We start from the raw sequence: 18,957 nt of genomic DNA on the forward strand, positions 1-18,957 counted from the left end.
TTCAATTCTATCCTCTGGACGGAGACAAGTTCTTGTGCTGCGGTGCATAGTTATAGGACAAGAACGATACAGGGGTGAACCTATGAAATTTTATTCCATATCTAAAAGAAGGTTCCTGATCACAGGTATGCTGATCGTGATGATTGCTACAGGCACTCTCTGGTACCTGTCGAACCGGGATGACTATCCGACCGTTTCCCTCCCAGGCGGGAAAGCACAGGTGTTTCAGTTGGTGACGGGGGAATTCTCATCAGAACTGCCTGGTGGTAAAAAGATCGAATCCTATCGATGGGACCCGGGAACGATTGTTGTTGAAAGCGGAAAAGAGGTCGAACTCAGGATCCTCGGAGTGAATGGACATGAGCATCCCTTCCACATTGAGGGGACAAACGTGACCGGAGTGGTGAAAAAAGGGGAAGAAACGGTGGTGCACTATACCTTTGCCGACCCCGGAACGTATAAACTCGTGTGCGACCTGCATGAAACAATGGAGCAAAACGGCCCCATGATCGCCTACATTGTCGTCCAATGAGCCGGATTTTTGGTCGGGGTATCTCCCTTTCCCGCAAGACGTCTGTGCAGAGGCTCAAAATGGCCAGGTGGCGGTCCTTTGTGGGAAAATGACCAACATGGTCCAATAGATTATCATGGATTTTTCCCTGCAGAAGAAGTATACTCTAACTTGTATGACCTTTAAATAAAGGAGCCAACCTCCATTGTCTATTCTTTTTATGCAGGAGTTCATCGATTTTTATCTGAGCCCGATCCACTTCAGCATCCTGCTGTTATTCATCCTGATCCTGTTACTGAATCAATTTCCTTTCCCGTTCAAGCTTTATTCCCACTCGCCCTATAAACGGATTGATGGGATTCAACGGGTCGCGGAAGTTCAGGCAGACCAGAATGAAACCGCCGGTACCAGATTGATCAAAATGATGAAATTCCTCTTTTATCATGCAGAAAGTGATGAACCGTCCTCCTTGGATTGTCAATTCATTTAACAATCCAAACACTCAAGGAGGAACACATCATTGAAGAAATTAACCATATCACTACTTATACTCATATCCGCTATCACACTCGGGGATGTCAGAGTGCTACGACTGACGGAGCATTCTTCCACGATTATTTCGTCAATCCATTTGCCTACCTGATCCACGAGATCGGAACATTCCTAGGTGGGAACTTTGGACTTGCTCTCATCGTGATCACGATCCTGATCCGTTTGATCCTGCTTCCTTTCATGCTGCGCACCTATAAAAATCAGCAGGAAATGAAAGTGAAGATGGACGTGATGAAGCCTGAAATGTCGGCTATACAGAAAAAGATCAAAGAAACGAAGAATAAAGAAGAGCAGCAGAAACTTCAGCAGGAAATGATGCAGCTATACCAAAAGCACGGCGTCAATCCATTGAATATGGGCTGCCTCCCTTTAATCATCCAGACACCGATCCTTATCGGCCTGTATTATGCCATCCGCTCTTCAACAGAAATTGCCGACCACTCGTTCCTATGGTTCAATCTCGGAGAGCCGAATATCGCCATGGCGGTCATCGCCGGGATTGTCTACCTCGTCCAGTCGAGGGTAACCCTGATCGGTATGACTCCTGAGCAGCAGAAGCAGATGAAGATCCTTGGACTTCTCTCACCTGTCATGATCTTCATCTTCTCATTGAATGCGCCATCTGCCCTTCCCCTCTACTGGGCAGCGGGTGGAGCCTTCCTGATCATCCAAACGCTCATCGGCAAAAAGCTGTACGCACCAAAAGCCGTTGAGAAAGAAACGAAACCAGCAAAATAAAAAAACGAGGCTGAGACAAAAGTGTCTTAGTTATAGTAAAACCCGACATCATTTTTCTAATATAAGGAAAATGATGCCGGGTTTTTCATTTGTTTCATGAGCATTTAAATTGTTTCTAGCGGTTGATTGGAGTGCAAGACGAGGACTCCTGCGGGAAGAGTAGGTGATGTGAGACCCCGCAGGCTTGTGTGCTGCCCCCTTATTACTAGACACCCCAATCCTAAAAGGAGGGGTTATAAATGAACAAGCACACCCGTACGTTTAAACTTCAACTGGCCAAACGTTACTTGGAGGATGAAACGGTTAGTTTTCGAGATTTAGCTTCACAAGAAGGCGTGGATGCTGCTGCGCTGGGCTATTGGGTCAAGTTGGTTCGCCATCATGGTGATCAAGCCTTTTCTTTTCCCTATACAACGTATTCTCCTGCCTTTAAACTAAAGGTACTTCACTATATTACGGACAAGAATTACTCCATTCGAGAGGCATCTGCCTATTTCCACCTTCCCGATCCCTGTATTGTGCGCAGGTGGTTGAGAAAGTGGGAGAAAAGGGGACGAGATGCCTTCGATTCAAAGGAAATGAGGGCCTTGACGATGACTCCTAAACCACCCAATCAACATAAGAAATTAGAAGACATGACTCCCGAAGAGCTACGAGCACACGCCGCCTATTTAGAGATGGAGAATGCTTATTTAAAAAAGCTGAGAGCCTTAGTTCAGGAGGAATCATCACCAAACAGATCAAAGCGAAAGTAGTATTTGAACTAAGGAATGCGTTCCCGGTGATTCAGCTCATCAAAGTAGCGAACCTCCCTAGAAGCACCTATTACTTCATCAAAAAACAGTGGGACCAACCCGATCCTGATCGGAAGTGGAAAAGAAGAATTACCTTGATCTTCCGCCGTCATTCAGGCCGTTATGGTTACCGTCGGATTACGGATGTACTCCAGGCAAAAGGGTATGACATCAATAAAAAGAAAGTCCTTCGCATTATGAAAGCCCTAGGGCTCCAGTGCCTGGTAAGAAAGAAGAAATACCGGTCTTATGAAGGGGAAGTTGGAAAAGCGGCGCCCAACACCCTCGACCGAAAATTCATGGCATCGAAACCGAACCAAAAATGGGTAACCGATGTGACGGAATTCAAGATTGCCGGACAGAAACTGTACTTGTCCGCGATGTTAGACCTGTTTAATCGAGAAATCATTACGTACACGCTTCACACGAAACCTAGCTTTGATTTAGTAGAAACGATGTTACTTCAAGGAGTCGAACGTCTACGTGAAGGCGATGACCTTCTTCTTCACTCTGATCAGGGCTGGCACTATCGCATGCCTAAGTACCGAAGGATACTCAAGGACCATCACATCACTCAGAGTATGTCTCGGAAGGGAAACTGTTATGACAACGCCGTGATGGAGAATTTCTTCGGCATCATGAAATCAGAGTTTCTCTACAGAGAAACTTTTCGGAACCTCAAAGAGTTCAACCGAAAATTAGAAGAATACATGGATTACTACAACCACTTGCGAATTAAGTCTACGCTCGGTAAAAAGAGCCCGGTAGAATACCGACTGTACACACAACGAATGAATCAAAAAGTGGGTGTCCAATAATTTGGGTCCAGTGCAGCTTGCCGGGGAGGCTCACGGGCTACCCGTGGAAAGAGAAGTCTTGCACGGGAATCATGAGCGGCATGAAGAACCTAGACTGATCGTGTCCGTCATGAACTGGTACCTGTTTAGTTTAGTCCAAGCCTCGTTTTTTCATTAGGATGGACTATTGAGCATTTCTTCTTCTGATAAAGGTTGTACCTGCAATGACCATGATGATGAGATATAGATAAAAGGGTAGCATGATATACCCTTTTTCAGGAGAGCCGTTGTGAACGGTGCCTGGCCCATTGGTTGCAAGGGCATGATCCTCTTGCAGATTTGAGGAGGCGTCAATCCGTTCCAATTTTGTAGACGTGATCTCGTCCCCCTCTTTGTTGAACAGCGTCAAAAGCCCGTCTTCGCTCATTTTCTCACTGATGTGGCCGTTGGTCGGCTGGGTATAATGAAAATCGCTTGGAAGCCTGAAACGCTTACCATCGAATGTGAAAACGGTATCCTTTGGAATGTAACTCGAAGTGAACCTGTCCAGTCCGTAATCGAGTAGTTTCTTCGTATCATCATATATGGCCGGCTTTGATTGAGCCTTCATCGTCACGACGACAAGGGAGACATCATCTTTTTCCGCCGTAGTTACAAGCGTGTGCCTGGATTCATCAACAAATCCGTTCTTTCCGCCGGTCACCTCAGGGTATGGAAGCTCCCCCTTCACCATCTTATGTGCATTGTACAATGTGGTATCCCAGCTTTCTGAAGACCAATCCATAGATTGGATGCCGAAAAGACTTCTGAATGTATCATTCTGCATGGCATAGCGTGTGATTTCTGCCATATCTTTGGCTGTCGTATAGTGATTTTTGTCGAATAATCCATGGGCGTTTGTAAAGTGGGTGTGCTCCACCCGTGCCTTTTCCTTCAAGAACGTATTCAGTTTATCGACAAATTCATCCTCCGATCCTGCAACATGCTCCGCAATGGCCACTGCGGCGTCATTCCCGGAATTGATGAGCAGTCCTTCGAGCAGCTGTTCCATGCTCATCTTTTCCCCTTCTTCCAGGTACACGGTCGATCCATCGGTGTTGGCTGCCTTTCGGCTGATTGTCACCTCTTCATCAAGGGCACTGTGCTCGATTGCATAGATGGCTGTAGCGATTTTGGTGATGCTAGCCGGGTACATTTTCTTCTCAGCATTTTTAGAATAAAGGAGGCTGTCTGTATTCGTATCCAAAACTACAGCGGTCTCGCTGTAGACATTTGTTGGTTTTTTTGCGGGTGCCTCTTCGGCAGTCGCTGTCGTTGCAGAACATAAGCCGAATAATAAAGCGGCTGCTGCGATTCGTTTCATCATGTCCACTCACCTGTCATTTCAATGTTTACACCTCAATCATTCTATCAAAAAATTGAAGTGCTTAAACACTATTCCCAGTGATTTGTTAAGAAATTGAAAGAATCCTGTCAGATAATGACATATTTTGCGGTCACAAGGGTTACGGATTTCCAATTTCACTGCGATTGTTCTACAATAGAGACAGCAGATGAAACTTTTTTTATCACCGGAACGTATAGACAGTCAGCATATTTTTTAAGGGGTAGATGAGATGAATACATTTCTACAAGTCTTAACGAGAACAGGTATCGGCTGGAGTGCTGGAGCAGCCGGATTCTTCACCTATCTACTGGCATTCGACCTCGGTTTTTTCATTTCTGTCGCGGCAGCCGTCGGCACCAGCTTTCTCGCCTTCTATTCCACGAAGCAGATCCAAAAGCATCTGTGGCTTAAGAAGAATGGCATCACCCGCAGGGAATATATCTTCATCACCAGGAACCTAAAAGAAGCTAAACTTAAAATAAACAGATTGCAAAGGCAGCAGCTCAAGGTCAGATCACTGGGTGCCTTCAGGCAGATCCTTGAGTTGAGTCGATTGAGCAAGAGGATCTACCAGCTTGCCAAACGGGAGCCCCGGCGGTTCTTCAAGGCAGAGTCGTTCTTCTACTATCACCTTGATTCCGTTGTTGAAATCACCGAAAAGTATACGTTTCTTGCGTCCCAACCAGGTAAGGACAAGGAAGCATTCAAATCCCTTCAACAGACGAAGACCACCCTTGATGAACTCTCCCTTTCACTGGAGCAGGATCTGCGCAAGGTACTGGCCGATGACATGGACACCCTTCACTTTGAATTGGATTTTGCAAAGAAAAGATTGGAAGAACAAAAGACGATAAAATGATGACGACTGGAGGAACCACCCCATGGAACAACGCAAAGAATACTCGGAACTTGATCAGCTATTATCCAATCCCTTCGATGAAGGCCTCACCCCTCAGCCTCAGAAGGTCAACGGCCTCATGGAGCGCCTGCCAGAAGAGCAGCAGCAAAAGGCGAAGCAGCTCGCAGAACAGATCGATTATAAAGATTATGAGGCCATCCTGAAGTACGGGACGGCCGCTCAATCCCAGCTCTCCAATTTTTCGAATTCCATGCTCGATCACGTTCAAAAACGGGATATCGGACCGATTGGTGACGTGCTCGGGGACCTCATGAAGAAACTGGAGCTCATGAACCCTGACGAATTGAATTCAAAGCAAAAAGGAGTCTTTAAACGGTTGTTCCGTAAGGTCTCATCATCCATTCAGGAAGTCCTTTCCAAGTATCAGAAGATCGGATCACAGATCGACAGGATCTCGGTCAGGCTCGAGCATTCTAAAAAGACCCTGATGGACGACAATCGACTCCTTGAGACGCTGTATGAAAAAAATAAAGACTACTTCCACGCCCTCAATATGTATATTGCAGCGGCTGAATATAAACGGGATGAGATTCAAGGGACCCTCCTTCCGACACTCAGGAAAAAGGCAGAAGAAACCGGCGACGAGCTCTTATACCAGGAAGTCAATGACACCACCCAGTTTCTTGACCGATTGGAAAAGCGGATCCACGACCTTAAGCTGAGCAGGCAGATGACGATTCAATCCGCACCTCAGATCCGCCTTATCCAGAACACCAACCAGGCACTTGCAGAGAAAATCCAGGCGTCGGTCCTCACGGCCATCCCGCTATGGAAAAATCAGATTGCCATTGCCCTTACCCTGCTGAATCAGCAAAAAGCCGTCACGGCTCAGAAGCAGGTATCGCAAACGACCAATGATCTCCTTCTGAAGAACTCCGAGATGTTGAAAGTCAACAGCATCGAAACCGCTAAGGAAAATGAGCGTGGAATCATCGATATCGAGACGTTGAAAAAAACGCAGGAAAACCTTATTTCAACGATTGAAGAAACGTTGGCCATCCAGGCAGAAGGGCGACAGAAGCGTCAGCAGGCCGAACAGGAAATGGTCACGATGGAGCAGGAACTGAAGCAAAAACTCATCGAAATCAGAAAATAAACGATCAAAAAAACCGGGCGATCCAATGATCGCCCGGTTTTTGCATGGGTCGTATCCCGCCCTGGGTCACGGACGTCCCCTCGAGACGGACGTCACCGTAACCCGCTGATGGGCACAACCTTAAATGCTGCTGATCAGCAGTTTCCTCAGGAGTGGGAACAGAACATCAGGTAGCTCTGATACATCCGACACCAGGATACTGTAGTTCCCGTATATGTTCTGAATCGTTTTGCGCTGACCTTCGTCAATTTCACCGCTGGCGAGGAATACATTGATGACTTCAATGCCTTTTTTTCGTGCATCTAGGACGGCCTCATGGGTATCAACGATGCCGTTTTGCTCATAATCCATGGCAGCCGGCTCTCCGTCTGAGAAGACCAGCAGGAACTTCTGCTTCTCCCCTCTTTGAAGGATCCGATCTGTCATCAATCTGATGGCGAATCCGTCCCTGTTGTCCTCTTCAGGTTGAAGCTGCATGATTTCAGGACCACTGGATGGCTTCAAGGAAGATTGGAATTCCAGGACAGGCTTAAGATAATTGGGTTGAGAATGGGAAGTAGCGGCATTGGTATCTTCCCAGAACCCCACAACTTCGTGTGGCACCCTGACACCTTTCAAGGATTCGTGGAATAATGTGATTCCAAGCTTTGTCTCTTCCATTTTATCGAACATGGAGCCCGAACAATCCACCAGCAGGGAGAATACGGCGTCCAGCTCGGTGGAAGGATCATGTTTTTTGTAGAACAATCTGGGCACATCATCTGTAAGGAGCCTCAGGAGTTTTTTATTCAACCTGCCGAAGTGGAGATCCGTTCTTGGCTGGATCCTTTTATGCTCCAGAGTCTTTTCGATCATCTTCTGGAGCTTTTTCTTATAGGTGAATACCGCTGCCTTATTCACACCGTAGGCTGCCTTGTCTTCTGAAGATGGTACATCTGGAGCAAGAAAGACCGCTTCTGCATAACGATTTTCCTTTCCATACGGTTGATCTCCCATGCCACGCTCTTCATGCTCCTGATCGACCGCTTTATGAGTCTCGTAGATCTCACGGTCGGTTTGTTTGGATGTACCCTGTACCATGGCCATGGCCTGATCCCCGTCTTCTCCTTCCCGTACACCTTCTCCCATGAGATCGGAGGAACTTCCCTGATCCAGATCGAATTGCAGGAATGATTCCCCTTTCTCTTCGGATTCCCGATGCCAGGTGCGGAACTCCTCATCCATGATTTCCTCTTCCCCTGTACTCTCCTCCTCAAGAACATCATCGTTCGCAAGGGGATCCCCGCGTTTCAGATCATCAAACGTCTGGTCCGGCTCCTCAGCATATACATCTTCCGGGAGATGGAAGTATTCATTCAGCATGTCCTTCTTCAACACGTCTTCACATACCTCGACCATCTCCATACACACCTTCACAACGTCGGAGGTGGATTTCGTTTCGTATAGAAGGGATAGCTGCCGCTGGAGAAATGGCATCATGAGATCGATCTCATCCGAAATGGCCGCCGCTTCCTCCAGCGGTGATTGTGCATGAAGGAGCAAAAACAGCTGGTTGAATAAAGCATCTGTAAATACACTTTTCGTCAAATTCACTTTTAGCTGCGCATCAAAAAATTGCCGATAGATCCTTCTCCTTACACTGAATGATGCCTTCGTACCAGGTCGCTCCGATTTGCAGATTTCCTCGAGTCTTACTTCTTCCCCGATCACAAAGAGCTGTTTGGCAAAGCGCTTCACGGGTGATCGGTCGATTGCTCGAAGATAGCGTTCCACCGTTTTCATTTCTGTGTGTCCAAGATTCCCGATCGTGCGAAGATACACATCGCTTTTTAACCCATATGTCTCGTCCCTTTTATCCCGGTGATCCCAGAAGTGACTGACATAGACGACTTCATTTTTCGGATCGAGATAGGAAAATGGACCATATTTCAAGGACATTTCACCATTCTTTGAGAGGGTTTTGGCGAGATCCGCCATCTCCATGAACAGAAAGGAATCGATGCGCTCATCATTGAATTGTATAAATCGATGCATGATTAACCCCTCATTCGAATAGTGTATCGGCAATGTTTTCGATTGCCGCTTTTTCCCTTTCATCTTCCAATTTATCTATGATTCCCCGTCGGATGGCCCGCTTTGCCGGCAGGTGCACCGCCAGGTCACACGCGTCAAGGAGGGCACGTATGGAAGCTGCTTCTTCTGATACCTGTCCGTTCCTCACCTGTACCATCAAGTCTGAAGCGAGCTGGACGAACCGGTCCACTACTTTAGGATCCGTAAGGGAGCTTTGAGCGGCTATGACCGCTTTTAATGTATCTCCTTCAATATATGGCACGTCCACCACCACAAACCGGTTTTTCAGGGCTTCATTCATCGGGACGGTCCCGACATACCCTTCATTGATGGCCGCAATGACACCGAAGCTCGGTTCGGCCTTGATGACTTCACCTGTGAAAGGATTTGTTATGCTTCTCCTATAATCGAGGACCCCGTTCAGGATCGGAAGCGTTTCAGGCTTCGCCATATTGATCTCATCTATATAAAGGAGATGTCCTTTTTTCATCGCCTGTATGACAGGACCTTCAATGAATTCAATTACGCTCTTGCCGTCCTTTTCTGCAATCGTCTTGTACCCCAGGAGAGCCTCTGCATCCAGGTCAACGGAGCAATTGATGCTGTGCATCGGTTGTGACAGCATGGAAGATAAGGTATCGGAGAGCTTTGTCTTCCCCGATCCGGTCGGTCCCTTCAATAAAAGATTCTTTCCAAGGGTCAGCGATGTCAGGCAGTCTTCGATTATAAAATCTTCGCTGGAGGTATACCCTCCCTTCCTGACCAATGACCGGTCTTTTTCATTATGGAAGGTACGCTTTCGTTCTTCGATCAAGCGGGCAATTTCATCTGGTAGTTGTGTTACGTTCACTGTTGTCATCCTTTCTGATTATCCATGGAACTATTGTATCGAAATGAAACAAGCACTGCAAAAGGAAGATGCTTAAAGGGACAAATCATATCTGGTGAAGGTCCGTTGAATGGTCATGCCCGCTTTTTTATAAAGCAGTGCTGCACGAGTCGGGCTGTCACTATCAACCAACAGCGCCGCATGAGTCATGCCCGCACGGTGCAGCCCGTCAAATGTTCGATGTAACAACTGTCGTCCCAGTCCCCTTCTCCGCCATTCCCTTTTCATCCCTAAATGGGATATTTCCCCGATCCTTGTTTCATCATCAGCACGTGAAAGGACAAATCCGATCACATTTTCCTTATCGATCATGAGGAGCCACTGATCGGTTGAAACTTCCGGGGTGAAAAACCGCTGATTGAACTCTTCCCATGTGGAAGGATGATAGTCATAGTGATCGGCAAAAATCGTTTCGTAGGCTTCATAGAGAGCATGTTCATCGCTTCCGGGAATGAACGGACGGACAAGGTACGGATCGTCCGGTACAGACATCCCAGTGAGTTCCCTGCTCATCTGATGCCAGTGTCTTCCGGCGGAAAATCCCGCTTTCTCGAAAGCAGTCCGCTCTTCAGGCGTATTGGCGGAAATGATAATGCTCTTCTCTTCGGCACTCCCTGCTTTCCAGCGTTTTCCCGATTCGATCAGGGATTCGATCAGATCTTCAATGTAGCCTTCTGTCCCCTTGTCTCTCACGGTCAATAACAGCGATGGGAGACGATGATCCCGATGAGTGAGAAACGACACCCCCTTCAGCACATCATGGATCCATAGCCCGACCTTATCTTCTCTTCCCGTCTTGAGTACCAAGTCCCTGATCATCTTCAAACTGGTTTGTACTTTTCCATATACGGTTTCTTCATAGTCATGGATCAAGCTGATCACCTCAGAAAGATCGCCTACCCGTATTGACCGTTTGACTCTGCTCATCCCTTCACCTCCACATAAAAAAACTGATGCTTTCAGAGAATGAAAAGCATCAGCTTTGATCCTTACAGTACTTCAAAGTACTCTTTGTAAAATCCGCCCATCTTACCGCTTTCGTCGATGACGAAGTAGTAATCTTCGGATTCATTTTTTAAGTCGTATACTTTCCCTGGAACCAATACATGTTCCACTGTATATTTTGCCGCATTCGTATGTAGGCACTTCACTTTTCTTCCTGTTTCATTCCCGGTCCATGTATGATGGATCATTGTTGTATCCCCTTCCTGATCTTGACTATGTTACTAGTATAGTCTTATCTTCTTCTGAGTTCAATACTCCAGGAAGAAACCTTGCCGTCCGCTTTACACGGCCTACAATTAGGATGGCGATGATTCGGTCACATATATCTTCGTACAGAAATCGTGGACCTCAAGACGATGTCATACAGATGGACCGCAGCAACAGACATTGCAGTAGTCAGCATTTCAGCATCACGCACTCAGGCAGGATCCCGATTCAACGTCGGTATCTTCTGAAGCATGGCATGAAGACGTTTTTCGTCCATTCCAAGTCCCAAGAGCTGATCTTGCAGTCTACGATGATAGCTGTCGCTTACATAAGGATGGCTTCCCCTCAGGATCTCAAGGGCGTAATGTTCCGGCGGAAGGGTTTCAGGTGATTTCCGTTTCACGATGAACGTAAGGACATTGTTATGTACCCTTCCATCAATCATCACATCAAGGAAAGCCGGGCGGTACCATCCGGGGAGAACCCCTTCCCTTTCAAATAGGTAGTCGACGGCTTCCTGATTGACTCGATAGACCACGCCTTCCATCGCCTCTCCAGGAACTTCCGTGATATCCCCCCTGCCCCCGTCATCGACGACAAAAGAGTAATCCATTCTGAAATCTTGTACAATTCCAGCTCCAAGGCAGTCCTGAAAGTGGACGTGGACCCCTGCTTTTCTGAACCGTTCCTCGTCCATACAGGATCCGTAGGCGAAATATAGGATGTCGGACGGCCTGTGTGCGAGGAAATTCTTTACTTTCCAATCACCCGAAGGAATCGTTGAACCCTGTACGTGTTCTGATGCTGCTGTAAATACGGTAGCCACATAGCTTCCGTGGTCGGTATAAACGGTTGCTTCCTTCTTGATGGCCTTGGCCGGGATCGCTTCTTTCGTCTTATTGAGCTGATCGATGACGGAAGGGTCGACCTCATACAATTCGCCGTACACCTTCTCCCTTCCGTCCTTCATGACCGGGTGTCCCTCCACTGATTCAAGGAGTATCCCATCGACGTACGCTTGATGTGAAATGGTTCGGGGATTTTGTAAAAGCGCATGATGGCGTTCATGCTTTCTTAAGTTTCCATAAACGAATACGAGCATAGAAATTCCTCCACGGATTGAATTCATTATAATCTGCTTCTTCATGATATCACAGAAACAGGGCAATGGAGTCCCGTAAGACGACCCAATGCCCTTACCCACAAAAGAAAGCGATTACATTTTATTCGTGTGCGAAATGGCCTTCTCACCCATTTCCCGCAAACGGAATTTCTGTATTTTCCCTGACGCTGTCATGGGATACGAATCAATGAACTCAATGAATTTCGGCACTTTGAACCGAGAAATCTTCCCTTTGCAAAAATCGCGGATTTCCTCTGATGTGCAGGATTGACCCGGCTTGAGGATCACCCATGCAATCACTTCTTCTCCAAACGTTTCATCCGGTACACCGGTGACCTGTACGTCGAGGATCTTTGGATGGGAGTATAGAAACTCTTCGATTTCCCTTGGATAAATATTTTCACCGCCCCTGATGATCATATCTTTGAGTCTTCCCGTGATCCTGCAGTACCCTTCTTCATCCATGACGGCCAAATCTCCAGTGTGGAGCCATCCTTCTTCGTCGATGGCCAGGGAGGTCGCCTGTTCATTTTTGTAATATCCCTTCATCACGTGGTAACCGCGTGTGCACAGTTCCCCCTGTTGACCATGACCAAGGGATTCTCCTGTGGCAGGATCGATGACTTTCACTTCGACATCGGGAAGGGCCCGGCCGACCGTCTCCACCTTCACATTCAATGGATCATCCGTCCGGGTCTGTGTGATGACCGGGGAAGACTCCGTTTGGCCATAAGCGATGGTGATTTCTTCAGCTCCCATCCGCTCCATTACCCCCTTCATCACCTCCACCGGACAATTGCTTCCTGCCATGATACCGGTTCTGAGCGTTGAAAGATCATATTCGTTGAACTCTGGGAGGTTCAACTCAGCAATGAACATCGTCGGAACCCCGTGTAACGCTGTACACCGTTCAGATTCCACTGTGCGGAGGACTTCTGATGGATTGAATTCCTGCACGGGTATCATCGCGGCCCCTACGGAAGCACATGCCATCGTTCCAAGCACACAACCGAAACAGTGAAAAAATGGAACCGGGATGCATAATCGATCCTTTTCAGTCAGATCCATGCACCTTGCGATATTGTATCCATTATTCACAATGTTGGAGTGGGTGAGCATCACTCCTTTAGGAAACCCTGTAGTACCGGAAGTATACTGCATATTGATCACATCATCAGGTTTGCACTCGGCCATCCGTGCGTTCAGCCGTTCGTCGCCCTCCCCTTCTCCGAGCTTCATGATATCGTCCCAGGAATAGGTACCGGGATAGCGCTGATCGCCGAGGACGATGACATTCTTCAACTTCGGCAGCGTAGCGCTTTCCAGCTGACCTGGTACTGAAGTTTTGAGTTCCGGGCAAATATCATAGAGCATCTCGATATAAGAGGTTGTTCGGTAACCTTCCATCAGTATGATGGAGCTGCTATCCGACTGGTCCAGCAGGTACTTCAGTTCCTCCCTTTGATAATTGGTATTCACCGTGACCAGGACAGCCCCCATCTTCCCGGTGGAAAACTGACTGATAAGCCACTCAGGGGTGTTTGTCGCCCAGATGGCCATATGATCTCCTTTATTGATGCCAAGTTCCATGAATCCTTTTGCTGCTTGACGGCAAAGTTCGTCAAAGCGGGAATAGCTCCATCTCAACCCCCTGTCCGCATAAACCACCGCATCCCGTTCCGGGAAAAGTGCCGCCTTTTCTTCCAGAAGTGTCCCGATTGTTTTCGTTAAAACCGCCACATACAACCCCTCCCCAATATGTACATACTGTTCTTACGTGAGTAATATTATCATAAAAATTAGAATTTTCAAACATAAAAGGAAGGAAGCCCATCTTTTACTCTAACGACTCTACGTGCTTACCACTGAATATCGGGATCACACCCTTACCCCAAATCCATCTGGTTTAAACACATTTCAACAATTCGTGCCAAAACCCGACTTAAGTTGTATTTTCAAAATACCCCTTTTCAAACACGGTGAATGTATGTAGAATAAATAGAAAATATAGAACATTCTATATTTTAAACATTTCCTGGGAGGTTGCTCATGAAAATCTTAAGTAATGAACAGTTGGTCGCAGCGTATCGGAATGCTGAAAAGCAGGGGAATGATCAGGATTGGATTATGCTCCTGAAGAAAGAAATTCGAAACCGTGGACTGAGGCCTTTTAGGAAATCGTGATGAGACGTTGAATGGGAAGGGTGAAGACAAATTTGTCTTCACCTTTTATTTTTGTGAAGGGGACCTGCCTTTACTTGCTTTCTTCCATTGTTCTTCCTCGATGATTCCAAGCTTATGAAACAAATAAGAATAGTAGTATACCTTTTTCTTCACTTTCATCACCTCTTTTTCCCTTGACCAAAAATATTGGGTTTAATCATATTTTATGCATTTATACAAGGTTTAGTGCAAAAAAAATCCGATGCCCCCCTGGGGCACCGGCAATACATTCATCCATTCAGTTAAAAATCAGGATCAGCCTTCAAGAAGAAGATCTTCAGGATTTTCAAGCAGTTCCTTCACCATGGCAAGGAAGCCTACTGCTTCTTTGCCATCTATGATTCTATGATCATAGGATAGGGCCACGTACATCATCGGACGGTTTTCCATTGTATCCTTGTCGATTGCCATCGGACGCAACTGGATCTTGTGCATTCCTAGAATCCCTACTTGAGGTCCATTCAGGATCGGAGTGGAAAGAAGTGATCCGAAGACACCGCCATTGGTGATGGTGAAAGATCCACCTTGGAGATCGGCAAGGGCAAGCTTGTTTTTCCTTGCTTTGGTTGCAAGCTCCATGATTTCCCCTTCGATTTCGGCAAAGTTTTTGCGCTCACAGTCACGGACCACCGGAACGACCAGTCCATCTTCAGTCGAGACGGCAACACCGACATCATAGAACTTTTTGAGTACGATTTCATCTCCATCGATTTCAGCATTCACGTATGGATACTTTTTAAGGGCAGCAACAACCGCTTTTGTGAAGAAGCTCATGAATCCGAGTCTTACATCGTGGTCTTCAAAGAATTTGTCCTTTTTGCGCTTTCTGAGCTCCATTACAGCCGTCATATCGATTTCGTTAAATGTCGTGAGCATGGCAGCCGTCTGCTGGACTTCAACAAGCCTCTTAGCAATGGTCTGGCGGCGGCGTGACATTTTTTCGCGCTCAACCGGTTTACCATTATCGGATTTAGGCGCTTTTTTAGCTTCTGGCGCTGGCTTGGCCGGAGCTGAAGCAGGCTTGTTTCCATAGGCTTCGATATCCTGCTTGCGCACCCTTCCAAGAGGATCGGTCGGCACGTCGGAAAGATCGATCCCTTTTTCCCTAGCGAGCTTGCGTGCAGCAGGCGAAGCAATCGGACGATTTTTCTTTTCGGCTGCAGCAGGCTCTTCTTTGGCCGGTTCCTGCTTTTGTTCCTTCTGTTCAGGAGCTTCGGCTTTCTCCTCCGCTTTTTCCTCGGATGGGGCCGGGGCTTCCCCGCCTTCACCGACGACAGCGATGACTTGGCCAACCTCAACGGTATCTCCTTCTTCGGCTTTCAGTTCTTGGATCGTTCCCGCTTCTTCAGAGATGACTTCCACGTTTACTTTATCGGTTTCCAACTCTACGATATATTCGCCTTTTTCCACGTAATCGCCCGGCTGTTTCAGCCACTGGGCGATCGTACCTTCTGTAATGGATTCTGCTAATTCTGGAACTTTTATTTCTGCCACTGTGATGTCCTCCTCTTTCTTATCGGGTTAACGCTTCGTTCAGGATACGTGATTGTTCTTTTTTGTGTACGGTCGCTTCCCCTTCAGAAGGACTTGACCGCCTTCTTCTGCCGACATAATGAACACTTACTCCATCAGGTGCAAGTTCCCTCAGGCGCGGTTCTGCGAATGACCATGCCCCCATATTCTTCGGTTCCTCTTGAATCCAGACAATTTCTTTCAGATTCGGGTATCTGTCCAGAATGGCAGCGATCTCCTGATTCGGGAATGGATACACTTCCTCCACACGAAGGATATGAAGCCAATCCAGACCTTCCATTTCTCCAAGTTTTTCTTCAAGATCAATGGTGATTTTACCACTTCCGAGGATGATGCGCTCTACGGCTTCGTGATTTTCACCCGTTCCCTTTTGTTCGAGGACGGAATGGAACTCCCCTCCGGCTAATTCTTCTGCTGTAACGGACGCATGTTGATTCCTGAGCAGGCTCTTCGGTGTCATGACCACAAGCGGCCTTACCTCTTCTTTCTGGAGGATGGCTGCCTGCCTTCTCAACAGGTGGAAGTACTGACCCGAAGTCGAACAGTTCGCAACGGTCCAGTTATACTCACCGCCCAGCTGGAGGAAACGTTCCATACGTGCGCTGGAATGCTCCGGCCCCTGCCCTTCATAGGCATGCGGGAGAAGCAGGACCAGCCCCGATTTTTGTCCCCATTTAGCACGGCCAGCGGAGATGAATTGATCGAACATCACCTGTGCCATGTTGGAGAAGTCCCCGAACTGTGCCTCCCATAGAACCAGGGTTTCCGGGGCAAATACGTTATAACCGTACTCGTATCCGACAACGGCCGTCTCGGTAAGCGGGCTGTTGTGAACAACGAATGAAGCATGTGTATCTTTCAGGTTATGAAGGGGGATGTACTCTTCACCCGACTGCTCATCATGAAGAACCAGATGACGCTGGGCAAACGTTCCCCTTTCAGAATCCTGACCGGTAAGGCGGATCGGCGTCCCATCCTTCAGGATGCTTGCAAATGCAAGGGTCTCTGCATGGGCCCAATCGATCTTCCCTTTCCCTTCAAAGGCGAGGCCTCTCCGCTGAAGGATTTTACCAAGCTTCTTGAAGACATTGAATCCTTCCGGCCACTGAAGCATTTCATCGTTCAAGCCTTTCATGGTGGCAAGATCGACCGACGTTTTGATCTCAGGCAGGCCATTTGCAACATCTTCAGGCGGAGCGAGGACCGTGTCGGGATCATCATCTTTTGCCGGGACCTTATCATAGGCAGCCTTCAGCATGTCTTCGATTTCTTTATCCATTGCAGCGATTTCGTCTTTATTGACGATTCCTTCGGAAAGCAATTTTTCTGCGAAGAGTTCCTTTACATTCGGATGTTTGTGGATGATCTTGTACATTAACGGATTCGTGACCATTGGCTCATCCATCTCATTGTGTCCGAAGCGGCGGTACCCGATCAGGTCGATAACAAAATCCTTACCGAACGTTTTACGGTATTCATACGCTAGGACCGCTGCCGTCAGGCATGCTTCCGGATCATCGGCATTAACATGGACGATCGGCACCTCGAAGCCCTTTGCCGTATCGGATGCGTATTTCGTCGATCTGGAATCCCTGCTTTCCGTTGTAAATCCGATCATGTTATTGGCGATCAGATGAATCGATCCTCCTGTACCGTACCCGCGGAGCCTGCTCATGTTGAGCGTTTCGGCCACGACACCCTGACCAGGGAATGCAGCATCACCATGGATCATGATGGCATAGGACGTTTCAGGGGATTGTTCCGGATACCCCTTATCTTCCCTCGTCTCCTGTGCTGCCCTTGTGTAACCGGCAACGATTGGGCTCACCACTTCAAGGTGACTCGGATTATTGGCAAGCGTCACCCTCGCGCGGGCTGTGGGAAGCTGACGAGGTGATATTTCTCGGTCTGCCCCAAGATGGTATTTCACATCACCGGTCCATCCGAATGTGATGCCGATAGAACCTTCTGATGGGATGAGGTCTTTACTTGGTGCGTGCTGGAACTCAGCGAAGATCATTTCATACGGTTTTCCGACTACATGGGCGAGGACGTTCAGGCGACCTCGGTGAGCCATGCCGATATTGACCGTCTTGGCACCGGCCTCAACGGAGTGCCGTACCATCTCGTCAAGAAGGGGAACCATCGTATCAAGACCCTCGATTGAAAAGCGCTTCTGCCCGACAAAGGTGCGGTGGATGAATTTTTCGAACCCGTCCACTTCGGCAAGCCTTCTTAAAAGGAGCAGCTTCTGATCTTTTGTCAATTTCGGGAAGAATTGACCAGACTCGATTTTCTCGCGCAGCCAGTTCTTTTCTTCGAGCTCGTGCACATGTGCGTATTCATAGGCAAGTTTTTTCGTATACACCTTCTTCAGGTGTTTGATGGCCAGCAGTCCGTCCGTGACATGTTCCGGTGCATTCGGGCATAGGAAATCAACCGGTATCTTCTTAAGATCCTCTTCGGTCAGGTCGAATTCGGAAAGATCAATTCTTCTCGTATCCTTCTCCCGATCGTTTAGAGGGTTGATATCGGCTGCCAGATGGCCATATGTACGGATGTTGTCGGCCAATTTGACGGCCGCCACCATCTTGCTCAGTTCTGTCGGCTGCGCCGGCAGGGAAAACGAAGCGTCAGCTGATTGGGCATCTGCCAGGACTTGTACGTCTTCAGCTTTCGGGGGCCCCATTGATCAAAAAGTTCTTTCAGCTCGGGATCTACTGCATCGGGATCCTGCAGATATTCTTCATACACTTCGATCACATAGCCAAGATTGGGTCCATAAAACGATTGCCATGGTCCACCTTGATTGGTCGATTGCTTTTTCATCGTGAAAAACCTCCAACTGATTTGCCACTTAGTATTATTTGGATATCATGTATTCATTCCAGTTCATATTATGGAAGAATAGTAAAATTTGTTCGTATAAAACGCTTACAAGGATATTTTATCACTGTAAAGGACTATTATAAAGCCCTTAAATCAAATTTCTCAAAATTTTTACTCTACGATTCTGAAGGTAAGGAAATTCTTCGGAAAGGCCATCTCCCCTTTATTCCCATAATGTCATATAGTTGATGTGTCAATTAACCCATTATTCTGAAATAATT

The 18,957-nt window shown here is 47.4% G+C and carries 14 protein-coding genes and 2 pseudogenes; 7 read left to right on the plus strand and 9 right to left on the minus strand.

Annotated features, from left to right (window positions below):
* Window positions 1–82: 82 nt before the first annotated feature.
* From D5E69_RS12415 to D5E69_RS12430, 4 genes and pseudogenes are all read left to right on the plus strand, one after another.
* A complete protein-coding gene (locus D5E69_RS12415; protein ID WP_048003779.1) occupies window positions 83–532 on the plus strand; it encodes a cupredoxin domain-containing protein in 450 nt (149 codons plus the stop codon).
* A gap of 184 nt (window positions 533–716) precedes the next feature.
* Window positions 717–1,001 carry a hypothetical protein gene (locus D5E69_RS12420; protein WP_148795236.1) on the plus strand — a complete coding sequence of 95 codons (285 nt, stop codon included), beginning with the start codon at window positions 717–719 and terminating at the stop codon, window positions 999–1,001.
* Entirely contained in the window at window positions 986–1,801 is an 816-nt protein-coding gene (gene yidC, locus D5E69_RS12425) for a membrane protein insertase YidC (RefSeq protein WP_347566682.1), read from the plus strand. The genes D5E69_RS12420 and yidC overlap by 16 nt, the downstream gene beginning before the upstream one ends.
* Window positions 1,802–2,040: 239 nt before the next feature.
* Window positions 2,041–3,413 (plus strand): annotated as a pseudogene (locus tag D5E69_RS12430) (IS3 family transposase).
* Window positions 3,414–3,576: 163 nt separating this feature from the next.
* Here the strand turns inward: D5E69_RS12430 and D5E69_RS12435 are convergent.
* Window positions 3,577–4,758, minus strand: a complete 1,182-nt coding sequence (locus tag D5E69_RS12435) for a D-alanyl-D-alanine carboxypeptidase family protein (protein ID WP_159129735.1) — start codon at window positions 4,756–4,758, stop codon at window positions 3,577–3,579.
* Between the two features lie 250 nt (window positions 4,759–5,008).
* Here D5E69_RS12435 and D5E69_RS12440 point away from each other — a divergent pair, with 250 nt between their 5' ends.
* Together D5E69_RS12440 and D5E69_RS12445 are read left to right on the plus strand one after the other, a co-directional pair.
* Window positions 5,009–5,638: a 5-bromo-4-chloroindolyl phosphate hydrolysis family protein gene (locus tag D5E69_RS12440; protein WP_048003782.1), complete on the plus strand. Its 630-nt coding sequence runs from the start codon at window positions 5,009–5,011 to the stop codon at window positions 5,636–5,638.
* Window positions 5,639–5,660: 22 nt separating this feature from the next.
* Window positions 5,661–6,794, plus strand: a complete 1,134-nt coding sequence (locus D5E69_RS12445) for a toxic anion resistance protein (protein WP_159129736.1) — start codon at window positions 5,661–5,663, stop codon at window positions 6,792–6,794.
* A 120-nt stretch (window positions 6,795–6,914) separates the two neighbouring features.
* On the opposite strand, the gene D5E69_RS12450 is transcribed toward D5E69_RS12445, so the two are convergent.
* The 6 genes from D5E69_RS12450 to D5E69_RS12475 all read right to left on the minus strand — a co-directional run bounded on the left by D5E69_RS12450 (window position 6,915) and on the right by D5E69_RS12475 (window position 13,837).
* Complete coding sequence (locus D5E69_RS12450; protein WP_159129737.1) at window positions 6,915–8,828, minus strand: vWA domain-containing protein; 1,914 nt, start codon at window positions 8,826–8,828, stop codon at window positions 6,915–6,917.
* Window positions 8,829–8,838: 10 nt separating this feature from the next.
* Window positions 8,839–9,726 (minus strand): ATP-binding protein, encoded by an 888-nt coding sequence (locus D5E69_RS12455; protein ID WP_063191600.1) that lies wholly within the window; start codon window positions 9,724–9,726, stop codon window positions 8,839–8,841.
* A gap of 63 nt (window positions 9,727–9,789) precedes the next feature.
* Window positions 9,790–10,683, minus strand: coding sequence for a GNAT family N-acetyltransferase (locus D5E69_RS12460; RefSeq protein ID WP_053073010.1), 894 nt, complete (start codon window positions 10,681–10,683; stop codon window positions 9,790–9,792).
* 62 nt (window positions 10,684–10,745) lie between these two features.
* Entirely contained in the window at window positions 10,746–10,949 is a 204-nt protein-coding gene (locus D5E69_RS12465; protein WP_048003787.1) for a DUF6501 family protein, read from the minus strand.
* Window positions 10,950–11,179: 230 nt separating this feature from the next.
* Complete coding sequence (locus D5E69_RS12470; RefSeq protein WP_159129738.1) at window positions 11,180–12,070, minus strand: gamma-glutamylcyclotransferase family protein; 891 nt, start codon at window positions 12,068–12,070, stop codon at window positions 11,180–11,182.
* Between the two features lie 114 nt (window positions 12,071–12,184).
* Complete coding sequence (locus D5E69_RS12475; RefSeq protein WP_159129739.1) at window positions 12,185–13,837, minus strand: AMP-binding protein; 1,653 nt, start codon at window positions 13,835–13,837, stop codon at window positions 12,185–12,187.
* Window positions 13,838–14,140: 303 nt separating this feature from the next.
* Between D5E69_RS12475 and sda the strand changes: the two genes are divergently transcribed.
* Window positions 14,141–14,275, plus strand: a complete 135-nt coding sequence (gene sda / locus D5E69_RS12480; RefSeq protein ID WP_048003790.1) for a sporulation histidine kinase inhibitor Sda — start codon at window positions 14,141–14,143, stop codon at window positions 14,273–14,275.
* 294 nt (window positions 14,276–14,569) lie between these two features.
* Here sda and odhB read toward each other — a convergent pair whose 3' ends face one another.
* A complete protein-coding gene (gene odhB, locus D5E69_RS12485) occupies window positions 14,570–15,808 on the minus strand; it encodes a 2-oxoglutarate dehydrogenase complex dihydrolipoyllysine-residue succinyltransferase (RefSeq protein ID WP_048003791.1) in 1,239 nt (412 codons plus the stop codon).
* A 19-nt stretch (window positions 15,809–15,827) separates the two neighbouring features.
* Window positions 15,828–18,676: pseudogene (locus D5E69_RS12490) on the minus strand (2-oxoglutarate dehydrogenase E1 component).
* Window positions 18,677–18,957 lie beyond the last annotated feature (281 nt).

The sequence above is a fragment of the Rossellomorea marisflavi genome, from assembly GCF_009806575.1.
GTDB classification, from domain to species: Bacteria; Bacillota; Bacilli; order Bacillales; family Bacillaceae_B; genus Rossellomorea; species Rossellomorea marisflavi_A.